The 12,209-nt window shown below is 41.0% G+C and carries 13 protein-coding genes; 8 read left to right on the forward strand and 5 right to left on the reverse strand.

The window, feature by feature from the left end; all coding sequences use genetic code 11:
* Positions 1–36 precede the first annotated feature (36 nt).
* From ACOQO5_RS17815 to ACOQO5_RS17850, 8 genes are all read left to right on the forward strand, one after another.
* The gene (locus ACOQO5_RS17815) at positions 37–579 is read left to right on the forward strand and encodes a DUF4287 domain-containing protein (RefSeq protein WP_420583041.1); all 543 of its coding nucleotides are present in this window, start codon (positions 37–39) and stop codon (positions 577–579) included.
* 25 nt (positions 580–604) lie between these two features.
* Positions 605–1,057 carry a hypothetical protein gene (locus tag ACOQO5_RS17820; protein ID WP_420583042.1) on the forward strand — a complete coding sequence of 151 codons (453 nt, stop codon included), beginning with the start codon at positions 605–607 and terminating at the stop codon, positions 1,055–1,057.
* 128 nt (positions 1,058–1,185) lie between these two features.
* On the forward strand, positions 1,186–3,555 hold the full coding sequence (locus tag ACOQO5_RS17825; protein WP_420583043.1) for a TonB-dependent receptor domain-containing protein: 2,370 nt from the start codon (positions 1,186–1,188) through the stop codon (positions 3,553–3,555).
* Between the two features lie 56 nt (positions 3,556–3,611).
* Positions 3,612–4,001: a hypothetical protein gene (locus ACOQO5_RS17830; RefSeq protein WP_420583044.1), complete on the forward strand. Its 390-nt coding sequence runs from the start codon at positions 3,612–3,614 to the stop codon at positions 3,999–4,001.
* A gap of 72 nt (positions 4,002–4,073) precedes the next feature.
* Positions 4,074–4,973 carry a haloalkane dehalogenase gene (locus tag ACOQO5_RS17835; protein ID WP_420583045.1) on the forward strand — a complete coding sequence of 300 codons (900 nt, stop codon included), beginning with the start codon at positions 4,074–4,076 and terminating at the stop codon, positions 4,971–4,973.
* Positions 4,974–4,991: 18 nt separating this feature from the next.
* Positions 4,992–5,369, forward strand: coding sequence for a hypothetical protein (locus tag ACOQO5_RS17840; protein WP_420583046.1), 378 nt, complete (start codon positions 4,992–4,994; stop codon positions 5,367–5,369).
* 62 nt (positions 5,370–5,431) lie between these two features.
* Positions 5,432–5,773: a hypothetical protein gene (locus ACOQO5_RS17845; RefSeq protein WP_420583047.1), complete on the forward strand. Its 342-nt coding sequence runs from the start codon at positions 5,432–5,434 to the stop codon at positions 5,771–5,773.
* A gap of 79 nt (positions 5,774–5,852) precedes the next feature.
* Positions 5,853–6,956: a hypothetical protein gene (locus tag ACOQO5_RS17850; protein ID WP_420583048.1), complete on the forward strand. Its 1,104-nt coding sequence runs from the start codon at positions 5,853–5,855 to the stop codon at positions 6,954–6,956.
* 27 nt (positions 6,957–6,983) lie between these two features.
* On the opposite strand, the gene ACOQO5_RS17855 is transcribed toward ACOQO5_RS17850, so the two are convergent.
* From ACOQO5_RS17855 to ACOQO5_RS17875, 5 genes are all read right to left on the reverse strand, one after another.
* Positions 6,984–8,072 (reverse strand): hypothetical protein, encoded by a 1,089-nt coding sequence (locus ACOQO5_RS17855; protein WP_420583049.1) that lies wholly within the window; start codon positions 8,070–8,072, stop codon positions 6,984–6,986.
* 45 nt (positions 8,073–8,117) lie between these two features.
* On the reverse strand, positions 8,118–8,912 hold the full coding sequence (locus ACOQO5_RS17860; RefSeq protein ID WP_420583050.1) for an anti-sigma factor: 795 nt from the start codon (positions 8,910–8,912) through the stop codon (positions 8,118–8,120).
* Positions 8,909–9,445, reverse strand: a complete 537-nt coding sequence (locus ACOQO5_RS17865) for an RNA polymerase sigma factor (protein WP_420583051.1) — start codon at positions 9,443–9,445, stop codon at positions 8,909–8,911. Before ACOQO5_RS17865 ends, ACOQO5_RS17860 begins: the two co-directional genes overlap by 4 nt.
* Before the next feature lie 73 nt (positions 9,446–9,518).
* The gene (locus ACOQO5_RS17870; RefSeq protein ID WP_420583052.1) at positions 9,519–11,705 is read right to left on the reverse strand and encodes a molybdopterin cofactor-binding domain-containing protein; all 2,187 of its coding nucleotides are present in this window, start codon (positions 11,703–11,705) and stop codon (positions 9,519–9,521) included.
* A 42-nt stretch (positions 11,706–11,747) separates the two neighbouring features.
* Positions 11,748–12,206 (reverse strand): (2Fe-2S)-binding protein, encoded by a 459-nt coding sequence (locus ACOQO5_RS17875; RefSeq protein ID WP_420583053.1) that lies wholly within the window; start codon positions 12,204–12,206, stop codon positions 11,748–11,750.
* Positions 12,207–12,209 lie beyond the last annotated feature (3 nt).

Here is a 12,209-nt window from a genome sequence, read left to right on the forward strand (position 1 = left end):
TATTATTTTAGTAAACAGAATCAATTTTCTAAATCGATGGATAAGGCGCTCAAAACCATGATTGACAATATGCCCGATAAGACAGGCAAGTCATTAGAAGCATGGAAAAAACTACTTAAAGAAAAAAACTTTGCTAAGCATGGAGAGGCGGTAAAGTACTTAAAAACTGAGCATGGTGTTACTCATGGGTTTGCCAATACTATTGTTACACTTTCTAAAGAAGACAATCAATCTGCTGAGGATTTAGTGGAAGTACAATACAAGGGCAAAGAAAATCTAGTGCCCATGTATGATGCACTGATCAAATTCATTAAAACACTGGGCAGCGATGTGACTATAACTCCCAAAAAGGGTAGTGTGAGTATTATCAGAAAACGACAATTTGTTTTGATAAAACCAGCCACGAAGACTAGGATAGATCTGGGTTTTAAATTAAAAGATAAGCCGACGAATGAAAGGCTAGGTGATTCAGGACCTTTTGGTACTATGTGTACACACAGAGTAATGATTTCAGAAGATTCGGACATTGATGATGAACTGAAAAGTTGGATTCTGGAAGCCTACAACCAATCTGTTTAAGACGATTTATTTCTTCAATGACATCATGAAATTTTACCTTAGTCTACTGCTTTTATTTAATGTACCTTTAGCAACTATTGCTCAAAAAAACGCTGACGGTCTCTATTTGGAAGTGGAAGAGGAGCGATGTTATTACAGCAAGTTGAAATTAGCCAATACCAAGACGACCGTTTGTGTTTTAGACAACCCGCTCATCGGAGTAGAGGAGTTCGTAGATGTAGGCCCGATAGAAGAAAACGAATTGCTTGGAATTAGAAAATTTTCTGTCCTCATGTCTGAGGAAGGCAAGAAAAAATTGGCTATCATGTCCAAAATTTACACGGGAAAGAATTTTGCTTTTGTATTGGATGACGAAGTGGTATGTGTGATGGAAGTAATAGGAGAAATCAAAAGCGGAAAATTTACTGTGACAGAAAAAACTCATCACTCCTCACTCAAAGAGGTAAGAGAAAAACTTAAGGCGGATTATGACATCTAGCTATACGAGCTCTAATTGACTAATAGCATCTGTCGTTCATACCAAAAGTCCTGTCGTTCAAAGAATTGAATAGTACATTCTCGGTAATTTGAAGCTGTTTTGTATCATCAAATTATAGGATTCAATTAATGATACGAACATTATTCATCGCGCTGCTGGCATTAACTTCATTGACGATTCAAGCGCAAACGCGAATACAAATTGTAGGTAAGGTAGTAGAACAGGGTAGTAATGCACCAGTTGAATTTGCAACGGTGGCTATCATTAATCCTGAAACCAAGAAACCCATTACTGGTGCAACTACTTCCTTGGAGGGAGCCTTTGCGGTGAATACTACTGAGAAGAATTTCGAAATTGAGATTAGTTTTATTGGTTTTGAAAAAAGAGTAATTAGCGATTTTCAGATCACCAACAATCGAGTGGATTTGGGCGCTGTGGCTATTAAAAGCGATAGTAAACAGCTGGAGGAAATTGTAGTTAAGGGCGAAAAGTCTCAAACTGAATTTAGGATTGACAAAAGAGTGTTTAATGTCGGGTCTGACCTGAGCGTTGCAGGAGCCAGTGCATTGGATGTTTTGACCAATGTTCCTTCAGTGAATGTGAATATTGAAGGGCAGGTAAGTTTGCGTGGCAGTGCTGGTGTACAAATACTCATTGACGGCAAACCTTCCATTCTTACAGCCAGTAACGATGGCAATGCTTTAGGTTCTATCACTGCCGATATGATCGAAAGCGTCGAGGTCATTACGAATCCGTCGGCTAAATATGAAGCGGAGGGTACTTCTGGTATCATAAACATTGTATTGAAAAAAGAAGAGAAAAAAGGAACCAATGGTTCTATATCTCTCAACGCTGGTGTGCCGCACAACCATAGCCTTGGTTTCAGCTTGAATCATAGAACACAAAAATTTAATTTGTTTTCCCAGTTTGGTGTGGGTTATAGAGAGTTGCCTCGAGATAAAACAGCTTACAATCAAGACTTAGTGAAAGGGACTACTATTTACTCCGAAGGAGAAGAATATAGAAATGAGAAGTTTTACAATATCATATTAGGTACGGATTACCACATCAATGACCGAAATGTAATCACTTTGTCTGGTAACTATGCGCTGGAGTTGGAAGATCAACCTTCAAGTACAGATTTTTCAAAGGTAGATAGCACCGGAAACGTGGTGTCTCAATGGAACAGGTCAGAGGATACAGATGCCACCAATCCTAAGTATCAATTTGACTTGCAGTATAAGCGGGATTTTGATGACCATAAAGATCATGATCTATTGGTTTCAGCTACTGGTAGCTTTTTTGGTAAGTCTCAGTCATCCGACTTTTTAGACCAAACTACTTCAGGTAGTGAAAATCAAAATTCAATCCAACAAACAGAAACTGATTTTGATGAGGGTAAATACACTTTTAAGTTGGACTACACTAAACCATTCTCAGATGGGTTTTCCTTAGAAACAGGAGGACAATATTTACTCAACGATGTCGGGAATGATTATGCCGTACGAATTTTGGAAAATGGAGTTTATGTCATAGACACCACTCAAACCAATAATTTCGAATACAATCAAGATGTATTAGGGGTCTATGGTACGATGGCCTATGAAAGAAAGAACTGGGGCTTGAAGCTTGGTCTACGTGTTGAGAATACAGAATTGAATACACTATTGGAGAATACAGGTGAAAAGAACCATCAGAATTACACCAATTTTTTCCCAACGGTGCATGCCTCGTACAAAGTGAAAGAAAACATTTCCGTACAGGGCGGTTACTCTAGAAGAATTTATCGCCCGAGGCTGTGGGACTTGAATCCATTTTTCAACATTCGTAATAACTACAATATAAGACAAGGCAACCCTGATTTATTGCCAGAATATACAGATTCGTATGAAATAGGTGCGGTGTACAACCAAGATGTAATATCGTTGAGTACCGCTGTCTATCACAGATATACTACAGGAGTAATTGAACGCATATCCTATTTTAAAGACAATGTGAATGTTACCCGACCGGAAAACATAGGAACGAACAATGCCACAGGGTTAGAGATAAACGCTCAGTATGAACCATTCAAATGGTTGACTTTCAATGGAGATTTCAATTACAACTATTTCGTGAGGAATGGCGAATTGGAAGGACAAATTTTTGACTTTACCACGGACCAATGGACCACTAAGTGGACGGCTAAATTGAAACTCCCACACGATTTAGATATAGAAGTAGTGGGCAATTACCGAGGCTCCTACGAGACAGTGCAGGGCCATGTGTCTCAAATGGCATTTTTGAACTTAGGTGCCAGAAAGAAGATACTGGATGGTAAAGGTGTGATCAATATGAGTGTGCGAGATGTTTTTGCTTCGAGGATTAGAGAGAGCTTCGTCAACCAACCTGAATTCAATCTGTATGATCATTCACTACGTGGTCGGTTCATCACGGTAGGTTTTAGCTATGGGTTTGGCAAAGGAGAAGCGATGACCTATTCGGGTCGCAGACGCTAGCTTGTTTTTCAGAGTGATGTATATTTGAATACATCATTTTTGAAAAGAACTAAACCATGAAACTTAACCTGGACCTGAACCCTAAGAACGTATTTTTACTGGATGCTTGTGGGGCTGTAGTATCCGCCGCTATGTTGGGCCTTGTGCTGACGACATTAGAATCGATGATTGGCATGCCTTCGCCAGTCCTTCACAAATTAGCTATTGCGGCCTGTGTTTTTGCTATGTACTCATTCCTTTGCTTCTGGCGAAAACCAGATAATTGGCGACCATTTCTAAGAGCAATTGCTCTGGCCAATTTTTGCTATTGCATATATACTATCATTTTAGTCAACAGTCATTATGATGCGCTTACTGCCCTTGGAGTATCCTATTTCGTTGCCGAACTGATTGTGATTTTTGCGTTGGTCACATTCGAGTGGAAGAGATCAAACAGACATGGATAGTTAGGTTTTATTGGTTTTGTGCTTAGGGTCTGAAAGTTGTAAATTACTTAAGACATTTCCATTACATTCCGTATGAATAAAATAGTAAGAACACCAGAAGACCGATTTGCTAATCTTGTTGGTTATCCATTTGAAGCTAATTATTTAGAAGTAGAAAAAGGTCTTCAGATGCACTATTTGGACGAAGGGCCAAAAGACGGCCCGGTGGTATTGATGCTGCATGGCGAACCCAGCTGGTCTTATCTCTATAGAAAAATGATTCCTGGATTGGTTGAAAACAATTTCAGAGCAATTGCACCAGACTTAATTGGTTTTGGAAAATCCGATAAATGGGTAGATAAAGAATCGTATAGTTATCAAAATCATCTAGACTGGCTTACTGTATTTATTGAGAAATTGGACTTGAATGAGATTACGCTTTTTTGTCAGGATTGGGGTGGTTTAACAGGCTTGCGATTAATTACAGAAATTGGAGAGCGGTTCTCACGGGTGGTGGCATCGAATACAGCGCTACCTACTGGAAACCTACCAATGCCAGATAGTTTCATTCAGTGGCGGGAGTTTTCACAGCATTCGCCGGAGTTTGATATTGGAAAGGTACTCGACATGGGCACAGTCCAGCCCCTTTCTGAGGAAGTAATTGCAGCTTATAATGCTCCTTTTCCTTCAGAAGAGTTTAAGGCGGGAGCTAGAATTTTCCCAACGTTGGTGCCGATAAAAGAGGATGAACCGGAAGCAATAAAAAACCAACAGGCCTGGGAAAAACTGATGCAATGGAAGAAACCATTTCTTACCATTTTCGGTGATGAAGACCGAATCATGAAGGGCGCTGAAAAAATATTCCAGAAACTGATTCCCGGAACCAAGAACCAGGAACATCAAATTTTGCATGCCAGTCACTTTATTCAGGAAGAAAAAGGCGAAGAGCTGGCCAATTTGATTGTTCAGTTTTATAAAAACAATAAAAATTAATTACAAACCTTATTAATCATGAAGATTGCGACTATTATCATTCGAATACTTTTTGGCCTGTTGTTCGTGTTTGCTTCAGGTACTTATTTTCTCGACCTGGTGCCAGAACCAGAATTGACAGGCAATATGAAAGTGTTTAATGAAGGGATATTAGCTGCCGGATACCTCATGCCATTGGTGAAAACATTGGAGCTGATTTGTGGGCTGGCCTTCCTTACGGGGCGCTTCGTACCATTGGCCACAGTGGTTATTTTTCCGATTTCAGTCAATATTCTAGGCGTGCATACTTTTATGGCTCCAGAGGGTTTGGCTATCGCATGGTTTGTGATGCTGGCCAATCTGTTTTTAGCCTATCGATATCGGTCTCATTATAAGGGCATTTTGGAAAGGAAATAGACTAGTTAATGATTAAATTACCATGGCTCGAATGGAGCACTTTACTTTAACATTTTAAGTCTATGAATAAGCACAAACTTTCAACTATCGTATTTATTGTTAATGGAATTTTGTTTTTCCTGGGAGGAGCAGGATTGTTAGGAGAGGGTAAGGTGTTTTTTGGAGCCATTCAGATCGTAGCAGGTGCTTGTAACTTCGCTATACTCATAGGGACAAGAAAAAGTCATAGACGTCATATCATCAATCTGTTGATACTATTAATGAATGTGGTGGTGGCTGGATCTATTTCTTGGGACTATACACTGGCAGGGAAACAATACATTCAATACGCCTGGCTCGTGGCTGCCTTGATGTCTTTGGCTGCATTTGCTATCCAATTGCGAAAAGGAAATACCGCTGAATAGGATTGAACCAAATTGAACAGCGTTGACTCATTGACTTTGCCATTTTGGTTCTAGTTTGTAGTAACCAAAATAAAAAGCAATGAAAAAAACAATCTTTTTACTACTCATTACTACGCTCCCATGGACTTCACTCTATGGCCAAGAGATCATTCCTATTGATACAAATAATTGGGATTTTCAAGGCCGAGGATATGTGATCGAAGAATTCAAAGGCAAGGAATCGGTCTACCTGATCGGCGCTATGAACCTGAAGAATGTTCACTTTTTAAATGGCACAATCGAATATGATATCTTCCTGAAAGAAGAAAGGTGCTATCCAGGAGTCTATTTTAGAATGACTGATGGTGGGAATGGTGAGCAGTTCTTTCTTAGACTTCATTTGTCAGGTCTGGAAGACGCCAATCAAGCAGCTCCATTGGTCAACAATCTTACGCCTTGGCAGTTGATGTTTGGGGAGCGTTATTCTTTTGCTTATGACTATAATTATGAGGGTTGGACCCATGTCAAACTGGTGGTCAATGGAAAGCAAGCACAAGTGTATCTCGACTATGCAGAAGAACCCAATTTGTCTTGGGAACTGACTATGCCAGTGGAGCCAGGGAGTATTATTTTAAGGGGAGGACGAGTCACCGGGTTGCATATTGCCAACGTAAAAGTGGATCCAAATGTCAGTGAGATCAAGAATTTCAATCCGATCAAGAGGGAGCCGATTGAAGGCTTAGTACCTCAATGGGAGATCTCTGATATGTTTGAAGAAAAACTATTGGAAGACCCTGCTGAACTGTCCTCAGTAATTGAAGCTAGAAAATGGGGGAGATTCGTGAAAGTGGAGGAAGGTACGGCAGCGAATATATCTAGAGTTCAAAATTTGTATAATGGGGAGCCCGGCGAAACGGTATTTGCGAGAGTCACCATTCAGTCAGACAAAGATCAATTGAAGTACTTCGAATTCGGATACAGTGATAGAGTGGTAACCATTCTTAATGGTAGGCCGATCTACAAAGGCACAAATTTTTGGCGGTCCAGAGACTATAGGTATTTAGGGACTATTGGGTTGTTTGATGGCGTCTATCTCGATTTGAAAAAAGGAAAGAATACCTTATTGCTGGCGGTATCTGAAAGTTTCGGAGGATGGTTAGTCACAGGGCGAATAAAGGATATGGTTGGCATTAAAATCAAATAAACCTCTATTGAGAATCAACCCAGAAGGTTATTTGCAGTTCACTCCAAACGCTGCTTTCACACGACTTTCGTCATCAATAATTTCATAAAATGAATCGAGATAGCTAATCATCCGATACTTTGATTTTTTATCGAGTAGCGTCGATTCATTGATCAAGTTGTATAGTTGAGTTTTCTTGGATTGGAATTTAGCCAGTGTGGGGAGATATACCTCAAACGGTTCACACGGCCCACGAAAAAGGCGTTGGGTTATATCATCGATCGGTAGTACATCCGCTGGAATTGCATATGGTGGATCAACTATCCCACTATAGTCAAAATCATAAGGAATCGCCAGCGGAAGAATGTAATTGGATTTTTCGTTTGGCATGGTGGTTTTCATGTTGTGACGAGCCAAAATAGAAAAGTCAGTATTGCCGATCATGTAACCGAATATGGTGATCATATGCCTGTTTTCAGGTGGGTATTGACCATAATGGAATGTAGAAGTATCATCGATGTGACGGCCGATCCGGTCGGCCATGGCTTTTGTAGGCTCTATTAGGAAAGCGTATCGCTGAGATTCTGCATTACCTCTTTTTTTACCTGTATTGTAATAATTTACTCGAATCAATCGGACGCGAAAGCTAGAATCCGTAAGCACGTTGAGCATTTTATACACATAATATTCAGAGAGTAAATACTGTTCATAGATACTTCCGGATTTACAATTGCCCACCATTTTCATTTTGTCAAAACGTTTGAGCATTTCCAATTTCACTTTCTTTTTTGGGAAGTTTAATTTGAGTGGTGGGTAAAAACAATTTTCCCTTCTGAAATTTCCTCGGGCTTTAATGCCAATTTTCCTGTGAATGGTTACGGTATCATTAAAGTTATATTCAAGTATTGCTTTCTGATATTTGGAGGTATCTTTTTTTCTATTCAATACCTTGAAATCTGATTTGATTTTCAAGTCAATAAGAGAATCACTATTGAATAGATCATATTCATCCATGTGCGATTCTATATAATCTTTGAAGGAAGTATTTGATTTATACAAGTCATCAAAGTCATGTTGAGCGATAGATTGAAATGACAGGATCAACGAAATGCTGGAAAGTAAAACGGTTTTGAACATGAATGAGATAAGTTTTTATTCGCCTTTGTGCGGTTCAATATTTAGTTAAACTTCGGTAGTGCCTACTACTTGCATAGTCTCTAGACTTGGATCTTTACTACCTCCTCGAGGCTCGATGGTAACAGCAAATGCGGCGGCAGAAGCCACTGATTTCATTTTCAGCAAATCAGATCCATTGTCGAATACGCCTATATCTACTGGTACGCCGTCTACTATGGCCCAAAGTTGATATTGCTGATCTTGACTCAGGTTTTTAAGGTTTTGAATTTTCAAGTAGACATCCTGTGATTGGCTATCCCAGAATACCGTAGCTAAAGATTCTGGTGAATTTTCGGTGCCATTCATAGCTACTTTGGCAAAGTTCGGATTGCCTAAAATCTCGACTTCTGATTCCAGACTTTTTAACCTTTGATTGACAAATTGATAGTTGTCAGCCACTTCCTGATTTTGTGCAATCATCACAGCCAACTGATCTTCCGCAGATTGCCATTGAGCATAGAAGTAGAAGGCCAGACCTGAAGTTAGAATAGCGATAGTGATAGATGCTGCTATGGCTAGACTAAGAGGTTTTTCAGTTTTTTCGACAGGCAATTGAATTTCATTCGCAGCAGGTTTTTTCAAATCTAATTGTGATTTGATTTGATCTTTCAACGCTGGGCGAGGCGCTGTCGCCAAATACTGAGCCAGCGCGCCCATAGTAGATTCAATATTAGCCAGCTCTACGCTGACTTCTTCATTCGCCATACACATTTGTTCGACCGCTGATCTTTCAGAATCAGAGAGTTCTCCAAGTGCGTAGAGCTCTAAAATACCGGATGATATGTATTCCTCGATATTCATCTGACGTCTAATGTTTTCCTAAAATAAATCAAAGCCGAACGCACCCTGGTTTTTACTGTACCAAGTGGGAGGTTCAATTCTTCAGCTGCTTCGGCTTGAGTGAATCCTCCAAAATAAACTAAGTCCATCACCTGTCTCTGATTTTCATCCAGCTGACCCAACAACTCTCTAACCCCAATGCGATCTTCTTGAGAAGGTGTAATTTCGCGATCCAGTTTATATACGGCATCACCCACCTGATCGGATTTGCGACGCTGACTCATTTCTTTCGAGCGTAACTTATCAATGGCGAGATTTCGAGAGAGATTGAGCATCCAGGTGAATAGTTTTCCTTTTGCCGGATCAAAGGAATTGATCTTTTGGTAAATCTTTAGAAAGGCATCCTGGAGTACTTCGTCTGCAATGTCTTGATCGATCACAATCCTTGAAACGACACCATACAGAGCCGCTGAGTAATTGGTATACAAATACTCAAACCCCTTTTCGTCTTTTGCAATCAATAGACGAACCAACTCTGATTCCTGGATTTGCAAGTGTTAGCTTTTACTAGTCTTAGATGAAAAGGTAATAATTATTTGAATCAATAATTACAGATCATCTTTAGAACTAACCCAAATTTTCAATAAATGGCTGTTGTCGCACACGTTTACCAGTTGCTGCATAAATAGCGTTGGCCAATGCCGCTGCAATCGGAGGTAGCGATGGTTCACCCAATCCCGTGGGGTCAATACCATTTTGCACAAAGAAAATTTCTATCTTCTGAGGTGCTTCCTGATGCCGCATAAGTTTGTATTTATTGAAATTGCTCTGATCCGGTCGACCATCTGTAAAAGTCATTTGGCTGTACATGGCATGGCCGATACCATCGATGATGCCGCCTTCCACCTGGTTTCTCGCACCTTCAGGATTGACAACAATACCGCAGTCGATGGCACACCAAACCTTTTGTATTTTAGGCAGATTGCCTTCCATCTTGATATCGACGACTTGTGCGACATAGGAGTTGTGACAGTAGTAGGAAGATACACCACGGTATAGGCCAGGAGTATCCTGACCCCAATTAGATTTTTCTCGGACCAGTTTCAATACACCAGCATAACGCTTGGGGTCATAGTCGTTATTTTCTCCTACGGGGTTGCTTATGGCTCTGTCGAATAATTCTAACCTAAAATCGATAGGGTCTTTACCAGCCTTTTCCGCTACTTCATCCAAAAATGATTGTTCGGCAAAGGCAATGAAATTTGACATGGGAGCACGCCAGGCTCCTACGGATATATTTGAATTGAGAATCTGATCTTCGGCCTGATAATTTTCCACTGCACCGGCGGGAAAACGATTGTCAAAGACCGGGCTTCCTTCTACGCCGGCACCTCGTACTTTAAATCCTGTGAGCTGGTTGTCTTGATCCAGCGCAGCTTCATATTTGACCTGATAGGCAGGGCGATAGGTACCCTGAGTCATATCATCTTCTCTGGTATAGATCAGTTTTACAGGTGCATTCACTTTTTGTGAAATCACAGCTGCTTCTACAGCGAAGTTTCCGTAAAGTCTTCTGCCAAATCCACCACCCATTCGCGTCATCATGATCGAGATTTTGTCTTCAGTCATGCCTAATACGCTTGCTAAAGTCTTGTGTAAATATTCAGGTGTTTGAATAGGTCCCACCAGTTCTGCTCTCTCACTGGTTACATGAGCAAAGAAGTTCATGGGCTCCATAGTATTATGGGCAAGAAATGGTGCCCCGTACTTTTGACTTATCACTTGCTTGGCATTTTTGAAAGCCTGATCTGGATTACCATCAATTCTTTTATCTTCACCTTTCTCTACTTGATCCACCAGATCCGAGAGTTGTTGAATGTGATCGGCTGTGTTTTCGCCTTCAGAAACTTTTTCCCATTCTACTTTTAGCGTCTTTTTTGCAGCCAAAACTTCCCAGGTAGTATTTCCCACTACAACGGCCAGTTCCGGAAAGGCATTCACATCAGACCATTGTTTCTCCACACCTTCTGGAAGCGAGTTGATGGCAAAGATGTCTTTGATGCCGGGCATAGATCGTGCTTCGTTTTCATCAATAGATTTTAGTTTCATACCAAAGGCTGGAGGATGAATCATCATAGCGATCAACATGCCTTCTTTTTTATAGTCCAGTCCAAAGAGGGGCTCTCCCTTGACCAGCTTTGGGCCGTCCACGTTTTTGGTGGGCTGACCTATGATTTTAAAACTCTTTGGGTCTTTGAGCTCCACTTCTTCAGGTACAGTTAAGTTGGCAGCCGAAGAAGCAATGGCACCATAGCTAATGGTTTGCCCCGAGCCATCACTGATGATGCCGTTTTCGGTTTTCAATTCACTAACTGGCACATTCCATTTTTTGCTCGCAGCTTCCAAAAGCATTCGCCTGGCAGTGGCCCCTGCCATTCTCAGACTCTGCCAGCCTTGTCGGATGGATTGGCTGCCTCCGGCCAACTGTCTCTTATATTTTTGATTGTCATAACCGGCTTGCTCTACTACCACATCATTCCAATCTACATCCAATTCTTCAGCCACGATCATGGGCATGGATGTCTTTACATTTTGTCCTATTTCCGGATTAGGAGACATGATCGTAACAATGCCATTATCACCAATTTTTAGGAAGGCATTGATGTCAAACCATTCCTCGGGCAGGTCTTTCAGTTGGTTGGAGGTTGGGGTACAGGATGCCAACCAGCTGAATCCAAGTACTAAACCACCGCTGGCCGCGGAAGATACTTTTAGAAAAGATCGTCTGTTATATTTTGTTTTGATCAGGGTCATCGTAATGAAGGTTTGAATGTGGAACTGAAGAAAAGGGAAGGATTAAACCTGCTTGGAGGCCGTCTGGATGGCTGCTTTGATCCGGGTGTAGGTACCGCATCTGCAAATGTTGCCATTCATTGCTTGAGCGATATCCTCATCCGTAGGGTTCGGTGTTCGGTCCAAAAGTGAGGCAGCATTCATGATTTGTCCTGATTGACAATAGCCGCATTGCGCTACATCATGTTCGATCCAAGCCTTCTGAACAGGATGATCTCCGTTTTCAGAAAGTCCTTCGATGGTGGTAATGGTTTTGTCTCCGATACTGGAAATTGGTAGCAAACAAGACCTGGTAGCCACACCGTTTAGATGGACTGTGCAAGCCCCACATTGCCCTATACCGCAACCGAATTTCGTACCTACAAGATCTATATGATCCCTCAGTACCCAGAGCAGCGGAGTGTCCGGTGCTACGTCTACTTGATGGGTACTGTTGTTTATGTTTAAAGTGAATTGAGCCATAAT

It is taken from the genome of Reichenbachiella sp., assembly GCF_965223055.1.
In the GTDB taxonomy this organism is placed as follows: Bacteria; Bacteroidota; Bacteroidia; order Cytophagales; family Cyclobacteriaceae; genus Reichenbachiella.

Bases quoted from the DNA above. Each gene is read 5' to 3' on its own strand.
- ACOQO5_RS17860 (WP_420583050.1), bottom strand. From the start codon at position 8,912: ATGAATATCGAGGAATACATATCATCCGGTATTTTAGAGCTCTACGCA.
- ACOQO5_RS17875 (WP_420583053.1), bottom strand. From the start codon at position 12,206: ATGGCTCAATTCACTTTAAACATAAACAACAGTACCCATCAAGTAGAC.
- ACOQO5_RS17815 (WP_420583041.1), top strand. From the start codon at position 37: ATGGATAAGGCGCTCAAAACCATGATTGACAATATGCCCGATAAGACA.
- ACOQO5_RS17845 (WP_420583047.1), top strand. From the start codon at position 5,432: ATGAATAAGCACAAACTTTCAACTATCGTATTTATTGTTAATGGAATT.
- ACOQO5_RS17835 (WP_420583045.1), top strand. From the start codon at position 4,074: ATGAATAAAATAGTAAGAACACCAGAAGACCGATTTGCTAATCTTGTT.
- ACOQO5_RS17870 (WP_420583052.1), bottom strand. From the start codon at position 11,705: ATGACCCTGATCAAAACAAAATATAACAGACGATCTTTTCTAAAAGTA.
- ACOQO5_RS17830 (WP_420583044.1), top strand. From the start codon at position 3,612: ATGAAACTTAACCTGGACCTGAACCCTAAGAACGTATTTTTACTGGAT.
- ACOQO5_RS17840 (WP_420583046.1), top strand. From the start codon at position 4,992: ATGAAGATTGCGACTATTATCATTCGAATACTTTTTGGCCTGTTGTTC.
- ACOQO5_RS17850 (WP_420583048.1), top strand. From the start codon at position 5,853: ATGAAAAAAACAATCTTTTTACTACTCATTACTACGCTCCCATGGACT.
- ACOQO5_RS17820 (WP_420583042.1), top strand. From the start codon at position 605: ATGAAATTTTACCTTAGTCTACTGCTTTTATTTAATGTACCTTTAGCA.
- ACOQO5_RS17825 (WP_420583043.1), top strand. From the start codon at position 1,186: ATGATACGAACATTATTCATCGCGCTGCTGGCATTAACTTCATTGACG.
- ACOQO5_RS17855 (WP_420583049.1), bottom strand. From the start codon at position 8,072: ATGTTCAAAACCGTTTTACTTTCCAGCATTTCGTTGATCCTGTCATTT.